14 protein-coding genes are annotated in these 16,725 nt (G+C 66.0%); 6 read left to right on the top strand and 8 right to left on the bottom strand.

Annotated features, from left to right (window positions below):
• The first annotated feature begins 48 nt into the window (after positions 1-48).
• Positions 49-1,260, top strand: coding sequence for a M20 aminoacylase family protein (locus SB764_RS01395; protein WP_410862419.1), 1,212 nt, complete (start codon positions 49-51; stop codon positions 1,258-1,260).
• Between the two features lie 16 nt (positions 1,261-1,276).
• Here SB764_RS01395 and SB764_RS01390 read toward each other — a convergent pair whose 3' ends face one another.
• From SB764_RS01390 to SB764_RS01355, 8 genes are all read right to left on the bottom strand, one after another.
• A complete protein-coding gene (locus tag SB764_RS01390) occupies positions 1,277-1,561 on the bottom strand; it encodes a hypothetical protein (RefSeq protein ID WP_183716701.1) in 285 nt (94 codons plus the stop codon).
• Positions 1,562-2,112: 551 nt separating this feature from the next.
• Positions 2,113-3,270 carry a betaine/proline/choline family ABC transporter ATP-binding protein gene (locus SB764_RS01385; protein ID WP_065064153.1) on the bottom strand — a complete coding sequence of 386 codons (1,158 nt, stop codon included), beginning with the start codon at positions 3,268-3,270 and terminating at the stop codon, positions 2,113-2,115.
• A complete protein-coding gene (locus SB764_RS01380; RefSeq protein WP_065064155.1) occupies positions 3,267-3,920 on the bottom strand; it encodes an ABC transporter permease in 654 nt (217 codons plus the stop codon). The genes SB764_RS01385 and SB764_RS01380 overlap by 4 nt, the downstream gene beginning before the upstream one ends.
• Positions 3,921-3,930: 10 nt before the next feature.
• The gene (locus tag SB764_RS01375; RefSeq protein WP_065064157.1) at positions 3,931-4,842 is read right to left on the bottom strand and encodes a glycine betaine ABC transporter substrate-binding protein; all 912 of its coding nucleotides are present in this window, start codon (positions 4,840-4,842) and stop codon (positions 3,931-3,933) included.
• Positions 4,839-5,555, bottom strand: a complete 717-nt coding sequence (locus tag SB764_RS01370; protein WP_065064159.1) for an ABC transporter permease — start codon at positions 5,553-5,555, stop codon at positions 4,839-4,841. Before SB764_RS01370 ends, SB764_RS01375 begins: the two co-directional genes overlap by 4 nt.
• Positions 5,556-5,748: 193 nt before the next feature.
• Positions 5,749-6,180, bottom strand: a complete 432-nt coding sequence (locus tag SB764_RS01365; RefSeq protein WP_410862416.1) for a hypothetical protein — start codon at positions 6,178-6,180, stop codon at positions 5,749-5,751.
• Between the two features lie 62 nt (positions 6,181-6,242).
• On the bottom strand, positions 6,243-7,571 hold the full coding sequence (locus SB764_RS01360) for an NAD(P)/FAD-dependent oxidoreductase (protein ID WP_410862414.1): 1,329 nt from the start codon (positions 7,569-7,571) through the stop codon (positions 6,243-6,245).
• Between the two features lie 194 nt (positions 7,572-7,765).
• Positions 7,766-8,509 carry a GntR family transcriptional regulator gene (locus tag SB764_RS01355; protein ID WP_065064161.1) on the bottom strand — a complete coding sequence of 248 codons (744 nt, stop codon included), beginning with the start codon at positions 8,507-8,509 and terminating at the stop codon, positions 7,766-7,768.
• A gap of 236 nt (positions 8,510-8,745) precedes the next feature.
• Between SB764_RS01355 and SB764_RS01350 the strand changes: the two genes are divergently transcribed.
• From SB764_RS01350 to SB764_RS01330, 5 genes are all read left to right on the top strand, one after another.
• Positions 8,746-9,966 (top strand): pyridoxal-phosphate-dependent aminotransferase family protein, encoded by a 1,221-nt coding sequence (locus SB764_RS01350; protein ID WP_410862412.1) that lies wholly within the window; start codon positions 8,746-8,748, stop codon positions 9,964-9,966.
• A 151-nt stretch (positions 9,967-10,117) separates the two neighbouring features.
• Complete coding sequence (locus SB764_RS01345) at positions 10,118-13,219, top strand: FAD-binding and (Fe-S)-binding domain-containing protein (RefSeq protein WP_410862410.1); 3,102 nt, start codon at positions 10,118-10,120, stop codon at positions 13,217-13,219.
• A gap of 124 nt (positions 13,220-13,343) precedes the next feature.
• Entirely contained in the window at positions 13,344-14,630 is a 1,287-nt protein-coding gene (locus tag SB764_RS01340; protein WP_410862408.1) for an MFS transporter, read from the top strand.
• A 33-nt stretch (positions 14,631-14,663) separates the two neighbouring features.
• Positions 14,664-15,479: an enoyl-CoA hydratase/isomerase family protein gene (locus SB764_RS01335; RefSeq protein ID WP_410862406.1), complete on the top strand. Its 816-nt coding sequence runs from the start codon at positions 14,664-14,666 to the stop codon at positions 15,477-15,479.
• 28 nt (positions 15,480-15,507) lie between these two features.
• A complete protein-coding gene (locus tag SB764_RS01330) occupies positions 15,508-16,716 on the top strand; it encodes a CaiB/BaiF CoA transferase family protein (RefSeq protein WP_410862599.1) in 1,209 nt (402 codons plus the stop codon).
• Positions 16,717-16,725 lie beyond the last annotated feature (9 nt).

The following is a 16,725-nucleotide window of genomic DNA, read 5'->3' as shown; positions in this document are numbered from 1 at the left end:
GAATATCCACGCCGACAAGGCCCAGGAACCTGAGAGGAGTCCATCGACATGAAGCGCGAATCCACCCTCACGCCATTTCAGCTGTTGCCGACGCTGCTGCCCGAGATCGAGATCGACGCGGAGACCTTCATCGGGATTCGACGGCAGATTCATTCGCAGCCCGAACTGGGTTTCGAAGTCGGCGCGACCGCGAAACTCGTGGCGATGCTGCTGGAACACTGGGGCTACGACGTGCATACGGGCATTGGCCGCAGCGGCGTGGTCGGGCAACTGAAGCTCGGCGCGGGCACGAAGCGGCTCGGCATTCGCGCGGACATGGACGCGTTGCCGATCGTCGAAAACACGGGGCTGCCGTATGCGAGCCAGCACGCGGGCAAGATGCACGCGTGCGGTCACGACGGCCACACGGCGATTCTGCTCGCGGCGGCGAAAACGCTGGCGCAGCGGCGCGATTTCGACGGCACGCTGAACCTGATTTTCCAGCCCGACGAAGAAAACCTCTGCGGCGCGAAGGCGATGATCGATGACGGCCTGTTCGAGCGCTTTCCCTGCGATGCCGTCTACGCGCTGCACAACATGCCGGGCATCGCGGCGGGCACGTTTCGCGTGCTGGCGGGCCCGGCGAGCCTGTCTTCCGATGTCGCCGACGTCACGCTCAAGGGCGTGGGCGGACATGGCGCGATGCCGCATCGCGTGAAAGATCCGGTCGTGGCCGCCGCGGCGCTGATCACGGCCTTGCAGACGGTGGTCGCGCGCAACGTCGCGCCCGACGACACGGCCGTGGTCTCGGTCGGTTTCATTCGCGGCGGCGCGACGCATAACGTGATTCCCGAAACGGTCACGCTCGGCGTGAACATTCGCGCCGCGCGCCCGGACACGCGCGCGCTGGTGGAGCAGCGCGTGCGCGAGATCGTCGCGTTGACGGCGCAGGCGCATGGCGTGGAAGCGCAGATCGACTATCGCCAGCTCACGCCGCCGATGGTCAATGCGCCCGAGGAAACGTTGCTGGCGCAACAGGTTTGCACGGAACTCGTCGGCGCGGAGAACGTGGTGGTGCAGGCCCCGAAAGGCCTGAACGGCAGCGAGGATTTCGCGTGGATGCTCAACGCGGTGCCGGGCTGCTATCTGCTGCTCGGCAACGGCGAGGGCGAGTTCGGCGGCTGCATGGTGCACAACCCCGGCTACGATTTCAACGACCAGGTGCTGCCGCTCGGCGCGGCCGCGTGGGTGCGCCTCGTGCAGCGCTATCTCGTGGCTTGAGGCGTTGCTTGCGCGTTCAGGACGCGTCGATCATTTTGTCGACGAGTTTGTCGACGATGCCGCGGCCCACGCTGTAGCCGCCCATCAGCGCATCGGCTTCGGACTCGAAGGCGCGGCCCGTGGTGCGGTCGATGCGCAGGCGCGCGTACGGTTGTGTGTCGGGGTGCTCCGGCGAAGCGTCGGCGGAAATCAGCAGCACGGCGATATGGTCGAGCGCCGTGGCGCCGCCGTCCGGCGCGCGGCAGACGGTTTCGACGCTGACGTCGATCACGTGGCCGCGATGGTGATAAAGGCGTTTCATGCGTGAGGCTCGGGCGCGGCAAGGCGCGGTGGACGAGCGCCGATTATGCGGGCCGCGTGCTTAGCACACGCTTAAGACAATGAACGTTGCCGGCAAGCTCGCGTCCAACTTTGGTTAGACGAATGAGCAGACTGCCTATTGCCGATCGCGTTCGAGGCTGGCGTGGCGGGCATGCGCGTTGCTTGCGCGCAGGGTCCCTGGCCGACGCGGTGCGCTCGCGCGCTGCTCGACCTTCGCCACAGGAGAGCCCATGAAGAAACTGATGACGATATTGACCGCGCTGTTCCTGACCGCCGCGCTCGGCGGTTGCTGGTGGGGGCCGCCTCCTGGCGGCGGTCCCGGCGGACCGGGTGGCGGCTATGGTGGCGGCCCCGGTGGTCCCGGCGGCGGCCCTGGCGGTGGTGGCGGCCCTGGCGGCGGTGGTGGTCCCGGTGGCGGCCCGCGTTAAACCGATGGGTTCGTAGTGCCGCGAAAAGAAAGGGCTCGTTCGTATCTCACGAACGAGCCCTTTTTCATGATGCCGCGCTGAAGAAAGCGCTGGCGCTAAAGCCTCACGCCGTTGCGACCGCCTTCGCGGGCGCCTGACCCGTTTGCTGGCGCGAGCGGCCCGAACTCAGATATTCGGCGATCGAGTCCTGCGTGATCTCGCCGACGTAGCCGCCATCGGCGTCGAGCACCGGCATCCACGAAGCGCTGAACTGATACATCTTCGAGAGCACCACGCGCAGATTGTCTTCGGCCGACACCGATGCGGCGAACGGCGTCACGCGCTCGCCGCATACACCGTCTGCGCCACGGGCCGCGCGGCGCGTGACATAGCCGAGCGCATGACGCGCGTCGTCGAGCACGGTGAGGTAGCGCGTATCCGCTTCGTCCATCACCGAGAACGCGTGCGTGAGCGGCGTTTCCACGCGTGCCGTTTCGGGCTGCGTGGCGGCGTCGCCGGCCTTCACGAGCAAGAGGCGCTTGAGCGTGCTGTCCTGGCCGACGAACTGTGCGACGAATTCGTCGCGCGGGCGGGCGAGCAGCGTATCGGGATGATCGTATTGCACGAGCTGGCCGCGACGGAACACGGCAATGCGGTCGCCGAGCTTGATCGCTTCGTCGATGTCGTGGCTCACCATGATGACGGTCTTCTTCAGTTGCCGCTGCATCTGGAAGAACTCGTTCTGGATGGTCTCGCGATTGATCGGATCGACCGCACCGAACGGCTCGTCCATCAGCAGTACGGGCGGATCGGCGGCCAGCGCGCGAATCACGCCGATACGCTGTTGCTGCCCCCCCGACAATTCGCGCGGATAACGCTTCAAATACAGCTTCGGATCGAGCGCGACCATCGACATGAGTTCGGTCGCGCGTTCGGCGCAACGCTTCTTGTCCCAGCCGAGCAGACGCGGCACGACCGTGATGTTTTCCTCGATCGTCATGTTCGGGAACAGGCCGATCTGCTGGATCACATAGCCGATATGGCGGCGCAGATCGACTTCGTTGAGACCGGTCGTGTCCTCGCCGTTGATCAGCACGCGCCCGGAGGTCGGCTCGATCAGGCGGTTGATCATCTTGAGCGTGGTGGTCTTGCCGCAGCCCGACGGCCCCAGAAACACGCAGATTTCGCCTTCAGGCACCGAGAGGCTCACGGAGTCCACGGCCTTCACGGGCTGGCCGCTTTTCTGTGCAAAAGTCTTGGTCAGTTTGTCGAGTTCGATCATGTCTTCTGTACTCCTTTCGGTGTGAGCGCGCGTTGCAGGGCCTGCAACAGCAGGTCGGCGACGATCGCCACGATACTGACCAGCACGGCGCCGACCAGCAGCTTCATCATGCTGCTCTGGCCAATGGCGCGCAGAATCAGCGTGCCGAGTCCGCCCGCGCCGATCACGGCGGCGATCGTCATCACGCCAATGTTCATCACGACGGCGGTGCGCACGCCCGCGAGAATCACGGGCACCGCGAGCGGCAGGTCGACGAGGCGCAGACGTTGCCACGAGGTCATGCCGATGCCGGTGCCGGCTTCCTTGATGCCGGGATCCACGTTGCGCAGCGCGAGATAGGTGTTGCGCATGATCGGCAGCAGCGAATAGAGGAACACCGCCGTGATCGCGGGCACCGCGCCGATCCCCTGGCCGAAGCGCGAAAAGAACGGGATCATCAGGCCGAACAGCGCGATGGACGGCAGCGTGAGCACGATCGTGGCGATGCCGAGCAGCGGACCGGCGAGCCATTCGTGACGGCTCACGAGCACGCCGAGCGGCACGCCCGCGATGATCGCGCAGCCCACGGCAATGCCGACGAGCCAGATGTGCTGGAGCGTGAGCTGGAGCAGCTCGGGCCAGCTCGAGGCGAGATAGTCGAATACGTTCATGCGTGCTCCTTCAAGGCAACGTGTGGGCGCGCAGGAACGCATCGGCCACATCGCGCGGCGACTTGCCGTCGAGGTCCACGGCCTTGTTCATGTCCTGCATCACGTCGTTGTTGAGCGCCGCCGAGAGCGCGTTGAGCTGCGCCGCGAGCTTCGGATTGTGCTCGAGCGTCTCTTTGCGCACGACCGGCACGGCGTTGTACGGCGGGAAGAAATGCTTGTCGTCTTCGAGCGGCACGATGCCGAAGCCCTTCACGCGGCCATCGGTCGTGTAGACGAGGCCGATCTTCAACTGGTTGTTATGCAGCGCCGTGTAGACGAGGCCCGGGTCCATCTGCTTCATCTGCGAACGCTTGAAGTGCATGCCGTAGGTTTCGAGCAGCGGCTTCAGGCCGTCGGGACGATTCGCGAACTCGGCGTCCATGCCGAACACCATACGCTTCGCCTTGGGATTCGACTTCAGATAATCCGCGAGCTGCGAGACCGTCTTGATGCCGGTCTGCTGCGCGAATTCGCTGGGCAGGCCGATCGCGTAGGTGTCGTTGAGCGTGGAGGCATTGAGCCAGATGAGCCCGCGCGGTTCGTCGAGCGCCTTCACGCGCTGGTACATGGCTTCGGGGCCGAGCTTGTCGGTGAGCTTGTCGTAGACCAGCGCCGCCGTGCCCGTGTAATCCCACACCATGTCGAACTGGCCGTTCTCCAGCGCGCTGCGCATGAGCGTGCTGCCGAGGCCCGAGCGCACTTCGACGTCGTAGCCGCGCGAGCGCAGATATTGCGCCGTGACTTCGGCCAGCACGTATTGCTCGGTGAAGTTCTTCGCGCCGAGCACGATTTTGGCGGCGAACGCCGAGGTGCTGGCCGCGAAACACAGCGTACCGATCACGCAGGCGCTCGCGAGGCGTCGTATCGTACTGCGAAACATCATGCGAGACCTCCGTGACGGAGCATCCATTGACGACTGCCAGTCGCGACAATGCCGTCGAGCACGAGCGCCAGAATCGCCGTGATGGCGGCGCCCAGCAGCAGCAAGGGCTGATTGTCGAGATAGATGCCGGGGAAGATCAGCGAGCCGAGGCTGTCCGCGCCGATCAGATAGGCGAGCGGCGCCGTGCCCACGTTGATGGCGAGCGCCGTGCGCACGCCGCCCACCATGATGGGCACCGCGTTCGGCAGTTCGACGCGCACGAGCGATTGCCAGCCCGTCATGCCGATGCCTTTGGCGGCTTCGCGCAGCGAAGCGGGCACGTTCTTCACGCCTTCATAGGTGTTGCGCGTGATGGGCAGCAGCGAGGCCAGAAACAGCGCGACGATCGCGGGGATGTCGCCGATACCGAAGATGCCCAGCGCGATCGCCAGCACGGCGAGCGAGGGAATCGTGTTGCCGATGTTGAAGATCTGCATGAAGCGTTCGGCCTGGCGCTGAAAGCGCGGGCGGCTGAGCATCACGCCGGCAGGCACGCCCACGAGGATGGCAAGCGCCATCGAATAGCCCACGAGCAGCATGTGCTGGCCCGTGTAATACGCGAGATCGCCCGCATGGCTGCGGAACGTGTCGGCGCCGATACCGCGGGCTAGCGCCCACGCTATGACGGCTATCGCTATCAGGCTGCCCACGAGTTGGACAGTGCGTCGAGTCATGAAGATACGCCTCCTTGTAGACGAAACGGCGCGCGCAGGCACGCCGCGGGAGCGCCAGGCAATGGCGCCGCGAAGGAAGTTCGTGATCCCGGCATGGCCGCGATTGAACTGACGGAAACAGTCTGTACCGGCGCGCGATCAATGGGCGGCCGGCCGTCGAATGAACGCTATGGCGTTCGTCTGGTTGTCATGTTCAGTCCGGCTGCGCGTTGTGCGTGCCAGACATGGGCGCCGTTCGAACCTGCAACGGCAAGAGTGCGGTAGCAATTTGCGTGCCGCTGGAACCGGAGGTTCCCTTGATGATGCGAGCCGGCTGCGAGCGTGAAACTTGCACGACGTTGCAGCGAGAATCGCAAGAGATGTTGCGTTTTGTAATTAAGACGAATCGAGTATAGAGGAATAAATTAAATGCGTCCACCATAGTGGCCGCACATAACGTGAAAGGCTCGATTGCAAAACGGCTATGAAAGTGACACAACGTGTCACATCGGTAAATTAATAGGGATGCCGAAATAAAATGATCGGGATGATTTTCCGAATTACGTTTTGATCCTGTTTTCAGGCGTGTTTCGTTGAAATGCGCTTGCGTGCGCAAGGTGGCGCGAAGTGGCGCAATTTGTCGCATGCAAAAAAACGGCGCCGCATATCGCGACGCCGTCGATCGAACACCGTGAAGCGCGGGTAACTTCAGATCTCTCCGCCCGGCACGATCGGCATGCCCGGCGCGAAGCGATCGAGCGAGAACGGTGCGAGGTCGATGCCCGCATTGCGGCCTGTTGCGACGTCGGCGGCAGCGCGTCCCGCTGCGGGACCAATGCCGAATCCGTGACCCGAGAAGCCCGTCGCGACCGTGAGTCCCGGCACGCTCGCCGCGGGGCCGATATACGGAATGATGTCGGGCGTCACGTCCATATAACAGGCCCATTCCTGCACGATGCGTGTGTCGTTGAACGCGGGATAGAGGCGACGCATGCTGTCCATCGCGGCTTGCACGCCGCGTTGCGAGGGCTGCGGGTCCATCGTGCGCGTGCGTTCGAACGGGCTCGTCTGTTCGGCGTTCCAGCCCGGACGATCGCGAAACTCGCGCCATGCCGCCGAATCGAAACGCGGGCGGATCGTGCGCCAGTTCTGCTTGAGCAGCGGCGTGTATTCGCGCAGATATTTGAAGCCTTCGGGACTCACGGGCGTGTAGCGATGTCCGCTATAGCCGATGGTGTAGCCGCCGTCCGCGCGCTTGCGATAACCGATGTCGCCGAGCCAGCCGCACGTCGGCGGGCCGTTCTCGACGGGCGAGGTGCGCAGCACGGTGCCGAGCACTTTCAGTTGCGGCAGACGCACGCCTTCGTTCGCGCAGAACAGGCTCGACCACGCGCCGCCCGCGAGAATCACGGCGTCGCAGGCGATGCGGCCGCGGCTCGTGACCACGCCGGAGACGCGGCCCGCCGAGCGTTCGAGCGCCCGCACCGAGCAGTGCGCGATGAGCGTCGCGCCGCGCGCCTGCGCAGCGCGGGCCATTGCGGGCACGGCGCGCTGCGGTTCCGCGCGGCCGTCGGTCGGCACGAAAAGGCCGGCGCGACACGCGCGCGACGCACCGGGCATCAGCTTCGCGAGTTCCGCGCCGCGCACCATGCGTGCGCCCGTGTCGTAGCCCGATGCGTCGTCGAACCATTGCTGGAAGCCCGCTTCGTCTTCCTCGTTCGCGCCGATATAGAGCACGCCGCATTCGTGGTAGCCCACGTCGGCGCCGACGGCCTCGGCCATGCCGCGCCAGTGGCGCATGCTTTCGGTGATGAGCGGCATCTCGCGCATGTCGCGGCCCGCCTGGCGGCACCAGCCCCAGTTGCGGCTCGACTGTTCGCCGGCGATATGGCCTTTCTCGCAGAGCACCACGCTCAAGCCCTGCGAAACGAGGTGCCACGCCGCCGATACGCCGATCACGCCGCCGCCCACGATCACCACGTCGGCGCGTGCGGGCAGCACTTCCGCCGAGGGCACGGCGTCTACATACGGTCCCATCTGGTCTTCCTTGTCGACGATGGCGCGCGCGGCGCCGCCGTCCTTGTCTGTCGTTGTTTCCGGGGCCAGCAGTATAAAGGCAGACGGCGGATGCACGCGCCGGTGCCTGCGTGCGCATGCGCACGAGCGCAATCTGTGCATGCGCACAGATCACGGCTTGCCAAAGAGAAAGCGTTCGAACGCCGATAGCGCCGTTATCGCGGCGCGCGCATGCCCGCCACGGAGAGCGTGTGCTCGGCGAGCACGGCGTCGCGCTTGGCCAGCAGGTGCGAGCGCAGGATCGCGGAGAGCGCCGCGCCGTTGCGCGCTTCGAGCGCGGCGATCATCGCTTCGTGATCGCGAATCGCGCTGTCCCACTTCGCAGTCTGGAAATTCGAGCGGAAACGCAGCGCCTGCAAGCGGCGGTTGAGCGTCACATAGGTCTGGCGCAGCGCCACGTTGCGCGCCGCCGCGTTGATGAGATCGTGAATCGCGTGATTGCGCGCGTAATAGCCGGACAGGTCGTTCTGCGCGCGGCAGACGAGCATGGCCGCGTGCAGCGCCTTGATCTGTGCCAGCTCGCCTTCGCTGATGCGCGCACACGCGAGTTCGCCCGCGAACGATTCGAGCCCGCTCATCAGCTCGAACATGTCGCGGATCTCGGCTTCGCTCAGTTGCGCGACGGTCGCGCCGCGATTCGGCGAGATCTCGATCAGCCCTTCGGCGGCGAGCACCTTGAGCGCCTCGCGCAACGGCGTGCGCGAAATGCCGAGCACCTCGCAGAGCTTGCGTTCGTTGAGCTTCACGCCCGGCGCGAGCTGCCCCTCGACGATGAACTCGCGCAGATGATCGACCACCGTGTCGTGCAGGCGCTGGCGCGCGAGCTTGGGCAGCGCCAGTTCGTGCGCCTCAGGCTGCGCGGACGCGAGTTGCGCGTCCGGAATGTCTGCATTTTGCATACGAAACCCCGATCGTCCGACGTGCCCCCATTCTAGCGTGATCGCCCGAGAACCCACGCTGCACTGCATCGGCGGGTTTCCCCTGGGGCATTTCATGCCAATTGAGCCTTGCATCTGCGGCTGGGTGGACTAGAGTATTTTGCATGCAAAATGCCATTTCGGCGTAAGAGCAGCTGCCGGGTGGCTTCGAACGCAGTGCGTGTGACTTCCGACCTTTCCTGACGTGGGACGCCTTCATGCTGAAACTCGACTTCCATCCCGCCGGCCGCCATTTCCTGCAGATTCCCGGTCCGAGCCCCGTGCCGGACCGCATCCTGCGGGCCATGAGCTACCCGACCATCGACCATCGCGGGCCTGAATTCGGCGCGCTCGGGCTCTCCGTGCTCGACGGCATCAAGAAGATCTTCAAGACCGCGCAGCCCGTGGTGATCTATCCGGCCTCGGGCACGGGCGCGTGGGAAGCGGCGCTCACCAATACGCTCTCGCCGGGCGACACGGTGCTCATGTACGAGACCGGCCACTTCGCGACCCTGTGGAAGAAGATGGCCGAAAGTCTCGGCCTCAAGCCTGAATTTCTCGGCTTGCCAGGCATCGAAGGGTGGCGGCGCGGCGTGCAGGCCGACCAGATCGAGGCGCGCCTTCGCGCGGACACGGGCCACACGATCAAGGCCGTCTGTGTGGTGCACAACGAGACTTCGACGGGCGTGACGTCCGATATCGCCGCCGTGCGCCGCGCGATCGATGCGGCAGCGCATCCGGCACTCTTGATGGTCGATACGATCTCGGGCCTCGCGTCCGCCGATTACCGGCACGACGAATGGGGCGTGGACGTGACCGTCTCCGGCTCGCAGAAAGGCTTGATGCTGCCGCCCGGCATCAGCTTCAACGCGGTCTCGCCGAAGGCCATCGCGGCGAGCCGCGAGGCGAAGCTGCCGCGCGCGTTCTGGGCCTGGACCGAAATCATCGACATGAACCAGCAGGGCTACTGGCCCTACACGCCGAACACGAATCTGCTGTATGGCCTCGCCGAAGCGCTCGACATGATTCTCGGCGAAGGGCTCGATAACGTGTTCGCACGCCATCAGCGGCTCGCCGCCGCGTGCCGCGCCGCCGTGCAGGCGTGGGGCCTGGAGATCCAGTGCGCCGATCCCGCCGTCTATTCGCCGGTGCTCACGGGCGTGATGATGCCCGACGGCGTGGACGCCGACGCGGTGCGCAAGCTCATCTACGAACGCTTCGATCTGTCGCTGGGCACCGGGCTCGGCAAGGTCAAGGGACGCATGTTCCGCATCGGTCATCTGGGTGACTGCAACGACCTCACGCTGATGGCCGCGCTGACCGGCTGCGAAATGGGCCTGCGGCTCGCGGGCGTGCCGCTCGCAGGCACGGGCGTGGGCGCGGCGATGGAGTATCTGACCGAGCACGTTGCGCGGCCGGCGTTGAAAGCGGCCGCTTGACGCAGCCTGATGCACCCAGAAGCACCCAGAAGCACCCAGACGCCGCCTGATGTCGTAATCAGCGCGGCGCGTGCGTTGACGCGCTACGTCACGCACGCGCGCCTGATTTCTCTCGTCCATAACGTTCGGATTCCTGACGTATCGATACGCGATGCTCACGTCCACGCCCAAACCGCTCGTTCAGCCGATTCGCCTGATGCCCGCTTCCGCGCGCGCCGCGCTCACGCCGCTGGCCGCGCGCCTCGCGCAGGAGCTGCGCGGCGACGTGCTGTTCGACCGCGCCTCGCGCGGGCGCTACGCCACCGACGCGTCGATCTACCAGATCATGCCGATCGGCGTCGCGGTGCCGCGCGATCAGGACGATCTGCGTCTCGTGCTCGATATCGCGCGCGAAACGGGCACGGCGCTGCTGGCGCGCGGCGCCGGCACAAGCCAGTGCGGGCAGACGGTGGGCGAAGCGCTCGTGATCGACACGAGCAAATGGCTGAACCGCATCGTCGATTTCGACAAGGACGCGCGCACGGTGACGGTCGAGCCGGGCATCGTGCTCGATCATCTGAATGCGTGGCTCAAGCCGCATGGCCTGTGGTTTCCGGTCGATGTGTCGACGGGCGCGCAATGCACGCTCGGCGGCATGGCGGGCAACAATTCGTGCGGCTCGCGCTCGATCGAATACGGCATCATGGTGCACAACGTGGCCGCCATCGACGCCGTGCTCGCCGACGGTCACGAAACCCGCTTCGGCAAGCTCTCGACGATGGCGCGCGATCCGCGCACGCAGGCGCTTGTCGACGGCGTGCGCCGCATCGCCGAACGCGAGCGCGACGCCTTGCGCGAGCGCGTGCCGAAAGTGCTGCGTCGCGTGGCGGGCTACAACCTCGATCTGTTCGATTGCCAGAATCCGCTCGCCTTCGAAGCGGACGGCGAACCCAATCTCGCGAATCTGCTCGTCGGTTCCGAAGGCACGCTCGCGTTCAGCCGCCAGTTGACGCTCAGGCTGTCGCCGCTGCCGCGTCACAAGATGCTGGGCGTGGTGAACTTTCCGACCTTCTACGGCGCGATGGATTTCACGCAGCACATCGTCAAGCTCGGGCCGGCGGCGGTCGAACTGGTCGATCGCACGATGATCGATCTCGCGTTGAGCAATCCCGCGTTCAAGCCCGTGATCGAGCGTGCGCTGGTCGGCTCGCCGCAAGCGGTGCTGCTCGTGGAGTTCGCGGGCGACAACCGCGAGGCGCAGATCGCGCGGCTCGCGCAGCTGGTCGAATTGATGGGCGATCTCGGCCTACCCGGCAGCGTGGTCGAAATGGCCGACGCCGCCGCGCAAAAAGCGCTCTGGGACGTGCGCAAGGCGGGCCTGAACATCATGATGAGCATGAAGGGCGACGGCAAGCCGGTCTCCTTCATCGAAGATTGCGCGGTGCCGCTCGAGCATCTCGCCGACTACACGAGCCGCCTGACCGAGGTCTTTCATCGACACGGCACGGAAGGCACGTGGTATGCCCATGCGAGCGTGGGCACGCTGCATGTGCGGCCGATTCTCGATATGCGCCGCGACGGCGCGCAGAAAATGCGCGCGATTGCCGAAGAGGCCGCCGCGATGGTGCGCGAGTACAAAGGCGCGTTTTCGGGCGAACATGGCGACGGTTTGTGTCGCGGCGAATGGGTCGCGTGGCAATACGGCCCGCGCATCAACGAGGCATTCGCGCAGATCAAGGCGCTGTTCGATCCGGCCAATCGCCTGAGTCCGGACCGCATCGTCAATCCGCCGAAGATGGATGCCGCCGAACATTTCCGTTTCGCGCCGGGTTATCGCGAGCGCGCGCTCGAACCGGCGCTCGACTGGTCGGCCTGGAATGTCACGCGCGATCCGCTCACGGGCGAGGAGGGCGCGCCGGGCTCGGGCCACGACGCGAGCGCGGGCCTCGCGAAAGCCGTGGAGATGTGCAACAACAACGGCCATTGCCGCAAGTTCGACGCGGGCACGATGTGTCCGAGCTATCGTGTCACGCGCGACGAGCAGCACGTCACGCGCGGCCGCGCCAATACGCTGCGGCTCGCGCTCTCGGGGCAACTCGACGGCGCGGAGGGCGGCGCGGGTGTCGGCGCGGGTGTCGGCGGTCTAGCGAGCCAGGCGGTGAAGGACGTGCTCGATCTGTGCGTGTCGTGCAAGGGCTGCAAGCGCGATTGCCCGACCGGCGTGGACATGGCGCGCCTGAAAATCGAGGCGCGCGCGGCGTGGCAGCGCGAGCACGGCTTGCGCTGGCGCGACCGGCTCGTGGCCTATCTGCCGCGCTATGCGCCGTTCGCGAGCCGCGTGCCGGGCGGCCCGGCCGCGCTCGAACGCCTGCCGCGCGTGGCGGCGTGGCTCAAGCGGCGCATCGGTCTGGCCGAGGCGCGCGCGCTGCCCGAAATCGGGCGTCCGTATCTTGCACAGCAGCGCGACCGAAGCGGTCAACGCGATCAAAGCAAGTCTGACTCGACAACGTCGACGCGCGAAGTCCTGCTCTTCGTCGATACCTTCAACAACTATCTCGAGCCCGCTGTTGCGCGCGCCGCGCAGCGCGTGCTCGAAGCGGCGGGCTATACGGTGCATCTGAATCAGCCCGCGGGCGAGCGTCCGCTGTGCTGCGGACGCACGATGCTCTCCGCCGGTCTCGTCGATGCAGCCAAAGCCGAAGCGCGCCGCTCGCTCGATGCCTTGCTGCCGTTCGTCGAACGCGGCGTGGCAGTGGTCGGCCTCGAACCGTCGTGCCTGCTGACCTTGCGCGACGAGTGGACCGCTTATGGTTTCGGCGAGGCCGCCGCGAAGCTTGCGCGCCACGCGTTCCTGTTCGAAGAATTTCTCGTGCGCGAGCACGCGGCGCAGCGGCTCGATCTCACGCTGCACGCGCTGCCGAAAGCGCGCGCGCTCGTGCATGGTCATTGTCATCAGAAAGCGTTTGGCGCGTTCACGCCCGTGCAAACCGTGCTCGGCTGGATTCCGCAACTGAAGGTGGAAGCGGTCGAGTCGTCGTGCTGCGGCATGGCGGGCAGCTTCGGCTACGAACGCGAGCATTACGCGACGTCGATGGCGATGGCCGAACTCTCGCTGTTGCCCGCCGTGCGCGCGGCCCAGCAGGCCGGCGACGCGCTCGTGGTCGCCGATGGCACGAGTTGCCGTCATCAGATCGCCGATGGCGCGGCGGCGCGCGCGCTGCACGTTGCGCAGGTGCTGGAGCGTGCGCTGCATCCGCACGCCGCGCAAACGTAGTCGATACACGCAATTGCCACACTCAGTGACCACACGTAGTCGAACAAGCAGTCGCATCACGCTACAGCAGTGAGCCCGCGCGCCGCATCCCCGCGGACGCGCCATGACTAAACAGGAGACGACGATGTTCCGCCGAGCCACCACACGCGTGCTGCTCTTGCTGTGCGCGATGTACCTCATCACCTACGTCGACCGCGTCAACGTGAGCACGGCAGCGAGCCAGTTCGCGGCCGAACTGCATCTCTCGCATACCGAAGTCGGCATCGTATTCTCCGCGTTCGCGTATCCGTACCTGCTGTTCCAGATCACCGGCGGCTGGGTGGGCGACCGTTTCGGCCCGCGCCGCACGCTCGCGGTATGCGCCTTGATCTGGGCGGGCGCGACCGTGCTCACGGGTCTCGCGGGCGGCTTCGCGTCGATGATCGTCGCGCGTCTTCTGCTCGGTCTCGGCGAAGGCGCAACCTTTCCGACCGCCACGCGCGCGATGTCGAACTGGATGCCCGCCGACCGGCGCGGCTTCGCGCAGGGCACGACGCACGCCGCCTCGCGCATCGGCAACGCCGTCGCGCCGCCGCTGATCGTCTGGCTCATGCTGATGTCGGGCTGGCGCGGCGCGTTCATCGTCACGGGCGTGGTGAGTTTCCTGTGGGCGCTGCTGTGGATCTGGTATTTCCGCGACGATCCGCGCGCGCATCCGCGTATCACCGAAGCCGAATGCGCCGGGCTCGAACGCTACACGGGCGCGAAGGAACGCGAACCGGTGCCGTGGCGTCGCCTGGCCGCGCGCATGTCGCCGGTCACTGCCGTGTACTTCTGCTATGGCTGGGTGCTGTGGCTGTTTCTCGGCTGGATTCCGCAGTACTTCCTGCACAACTATCACATGCAGCTCGGCAAGTCGGCGCTGTTCGCCTCGGGCGTGTTCTTCGCGGGCGTGCTGGGCGACTGGATCGGCGGGTCGGTGACCGATCGCATCCTCAAGAAAAGCCAGAATCTGCGTCTCGCGCGCAACGTGATGGTGGGCGTATGCATGTTCCTCACGCTGCTGTCGCTCGCGCCGATCCTGTTCGTGCAGAACGTGACGGTCACGCTCGCCGCGCTGTGCCTGAGCGGCGGCTTCTTCTTCAACGAAATGACGATCGGGCCGATGTGGGCCGTGCCGATGGACATCGCGCCGAAGCATGCGGGCACCGCGAGCGGCATCATGAACACGGGCTCGGCGGCGGCGGCCATCGTGAGCCCGGTGGTGGGCGGCTGGCTGATCGACCGCACGGGTAACTGGAATCTGCCGTTCACGGTGTCGATGGCGATCATGGCGGCGGGTATCGTGCTGTCGTTCACGATGCGTCCGGATCGCGCGCTCGACAGCGCCTCGCGTTCCGCCGACGGCGCGCATGCGCATACCGCGGCGTAAGGTGCGATGCCTGCGCAATCAGGAGGAGTCTTGATGAATGATGAAGCCACTCATGAAGCCGCGAACGGCCGCATCCGCGTCGATCGGGACGAGCGCGACGACGCCATCGCCATCGTCACGATCGACCGGCCCGCGAAGCTCAACGCACTGACGCGCACGCTCTGGCGCACGCTGGGCGGTACCTTCGAGACGCTGTCCGCCGATGCGTCGCTGCGCTGCATCGTGCTGCGCGGCGCGGGCGAAAAAGCGTTTTCGCCGGGCAACGATATCGGCGAATTCGCGACCGACCGCTCGAACGTCGAACAGGCGCGCGAATACGGCGCGCTCATGCATCGCACGCTGAATCTGATCGATGCGTGTCCCGTGCCCGTGGTCGCGATGATTCACGGCATCTGCGTGGGCGGCGGGCTGGAACTGGCCGCGCTCTGCGATCTGCGGATCTGCGGAGAATCGAGCCGTTTCGGCGCGCCGATCAAGAACCTCGGTCTCGTGATGGCGCATGCGGAACTTAACGCGCTGCTGCGTCTCGCGGGCGAGGCCGTCGCGCTGGAGATCCTGCTCGAAGGCCGCATTCTCGACGCGCGCGAAGCGCTCGCCAAAGGCCTCGTCACGCGCGTCGTGCCCGACGCCGAGGTGAGCGCGCACGCGCTCGACACCGCGCGGCGCATCGCGGGCGGCGCGCCATTGGTCGCGCGCTGGCACAAGCAGTTCGTGCGCCGCGCGCGCAACCCGGCGCCGCTCAGCGAAGCGGAACGCGACGAAGGCTTTGCGTGCTTCGGCACCGAGGACTTTCGCATCGGCTACCAGGCGTTTCTCGCAAAGTCGACGCCGCAATTCAAGGGACGCTGAGATGAACGTAGAGGAGCACGCAGCGCCGATGAAGCAGGGCGCAGGACCGCTCGCGGGCATGAAGGTGATCGAACTCGCGCACATCATGTCGGGGCCGGTGTGCGGCATGATGCTCGCCGACATGGGTGCGGAAGTCATCAAGGTCGAGAAGATGCCGGGCGGCGACGATTGCCGCCGTTTCGCGCCGATCCTCGCGAGCGGCGAATCGGCGTCGTTCATGATGGTCAATCGCGGCAAGCGGGGTATCGCGCTCAACCTCAAGACCGAGGGCGGGCGCGCGGTGCTGCGCCGTCTGCTCGCGGACGCCGACGTGGTCACCGAAAACTATCGTCGCGGCACGATGGAGAAACTCGGCATGGGCTACGACACGCTCAAGGCCGACAATCCTGGCCTGATTTACTGCGCGATTTCGGGTTATGGCCGCAGCGGCCCGTATGCGGACAAGGGCGGCTTCGACCTCATCGCACAGGGCATGAGCGGGCTCATGAGCATGACCGGCGAGCCGGGGCAGGCGCCGATCAAGGCGGGCTCGCCCGTCACCGATATCAACGCGGGCATACTCGCGGCGCTGGGCATTTGCGCGGCCTATGCGGGGCGGCAGGTGACCGGCCTCGGGCAGATGGTGGACACGTCGCTGTTCGAAGCGGGCTTGCAGCAGATGTACTGGGCGTTCGCGAATTATTTCGCCGACGGCACGGTGCTGCAGAAAGCGGGCTCGGCCAATCCGACCAGCGCGCCGTATCAGGCGTTCGAAACGCGCGACGGCTGGATCAACATCGGCGCGGCGAATCAGAGCAATTACGAGCGCCTGGTATCCGTGCTGGCGATTCCCGGTCTCGCCGACGACGCGCGCTTCGCCACCAACGCGGGCCGTCTCGCTCATCGGGCCGATCTGGTGGCGATCTTGAGCGCGCGCCTGCGCGAACGCAGCACCGCGCAATGGCTCGCGACCTTCGACGAAATCGGCTTGCCGTGCGGGCCGGTGCTCAGCGTGCCGGAAGCCGCCGCACACGAGCAGGCGGTGGCGCGCGGCATGATCGTCGAGACCGAGCATGCGCTGGCCGGGAAAATGTCGGGCATCGGCTTGCCGATCCATTTTTCGCAGTCGCCGACCACGCACGCGCGGCCAGCGCCGCTCTATGGCGAACACACGCGCGACGTGCTCGGCGAGCTGGGTTACGACGCGGCGCAGATTGCCGCGCTGGAGCAGGAAGGCGCGGTGACGGCCGCGCCTTGAATGCTGTTT

It is taken from the genome of Paraburkholderia sp. SIMBA_027, from assembly GCF_046535315.1.
In the GTDB taxonomy this organism is placed as follows: Bacteria; Pseudomonadota; Gammaproteobacteria; order Burkholderiales; family Burkholderiaceae; genus Paraburkholderia; species Paraburkholderia tropica.
Note: the sequence above shows the minus strand (reverse complement) of the source record. Positions and strands in the feature narration are given on the sequence as shown.

Coding starts and splice junctions, on each gene's coding strand:
- SB764_RS01395 (WP_410862419.1), top strand. CDS start 49: ATGAAGCGCGAATCCACCCTCACGCCATTTCAGCTGTTGCCGACGCTG.
- SB764_RS01390 (WP_183716701.1), bottom strand. CDS start 1,561: ATGAAACGCCTTTATCACCATCGCGGCCACGTGATCGACGTCAGCGTC.
- SB764_RS01385 (WP_065064153.1), bottom strand. CDS start 3,270: ATGATCGAACTCGACAAACTGACCAAGACTTTTGCACAGAAAAGCGGC.
- SB764_RS01380 (WP_065064155.1), bottom strand. CDS start 3,920: ATGAACGTATTCGACTATCTCGCCTCGAGCTGGCCCGAGCTGCTCCAG.
- SB764_RS01375 (WP_065064157.1), bottom strand. CDS start 4,842: ATGATGTTTCGCAGTACGATACGACGCCTCGCGAGCGCCTGCGTGATC.
- SB764_RS01370 (WP_065064159.1), bottom strand. CDS start 5,555: ATGACTCGACGCACTGTCCAACTCGTGGGCAGCCTGATAGCGATAGCC.
- SB764_RS01365 (WP_410862416.1), bottom strand. CDS start 6,180: ATGCGACAAATTGCGCCACTTCGCGCCACCTTGCGCACGCAAGCGCAT.
- SB764_RS01360 (WP_410862414.1), bottom strand. CDS start 7,571: ATGGGACCGTATGTAGACGCCGTGCCCTCGGCGGAAGTGCTGCCCGCA.
- SB764_RS01355 (WP_065064161.1), bottom strand. CDS start 8,509: ATGCAAAATGCAGACATTCCGGACGCGCAACTCGCGTCCGCGCAGCCT.
- SB764_RS01350 (WP_410862412.1), top strand. CDS start 8,746: ATGCTGAAACTCGACTTCCATCCCGCCGGCCGCCATTTCCTGCAGATT.
- SB764_RS01345 (WP_410862410.1), top strand. CDS start 10,118: ATGCTCACGTCCACGCCCAAACCGCTCGTTCAGCCGATTCGCCTGATG.
- SB764_RS01340 (WP_410862408.1), top strand. CDS start 13,344: ATGTTCCGCCGAGCCACCACACGCGTGCTGCTCTTGCTGTGCGCGATG.
- SB764_RS01335 (WP_410862406.1), top strand. CDS start 14,664: ATGAATGATGAAGCCACTCATGAAGCCGCGAACGGCCGCATCCGCGTC.
- SB764_RS01330 (WP_410862599.1), top strand. CDS start 15,508: ATGAAGCAGGGCGCAGGACCGCTCGCGGGCATGAAGGTGATCGAACTC.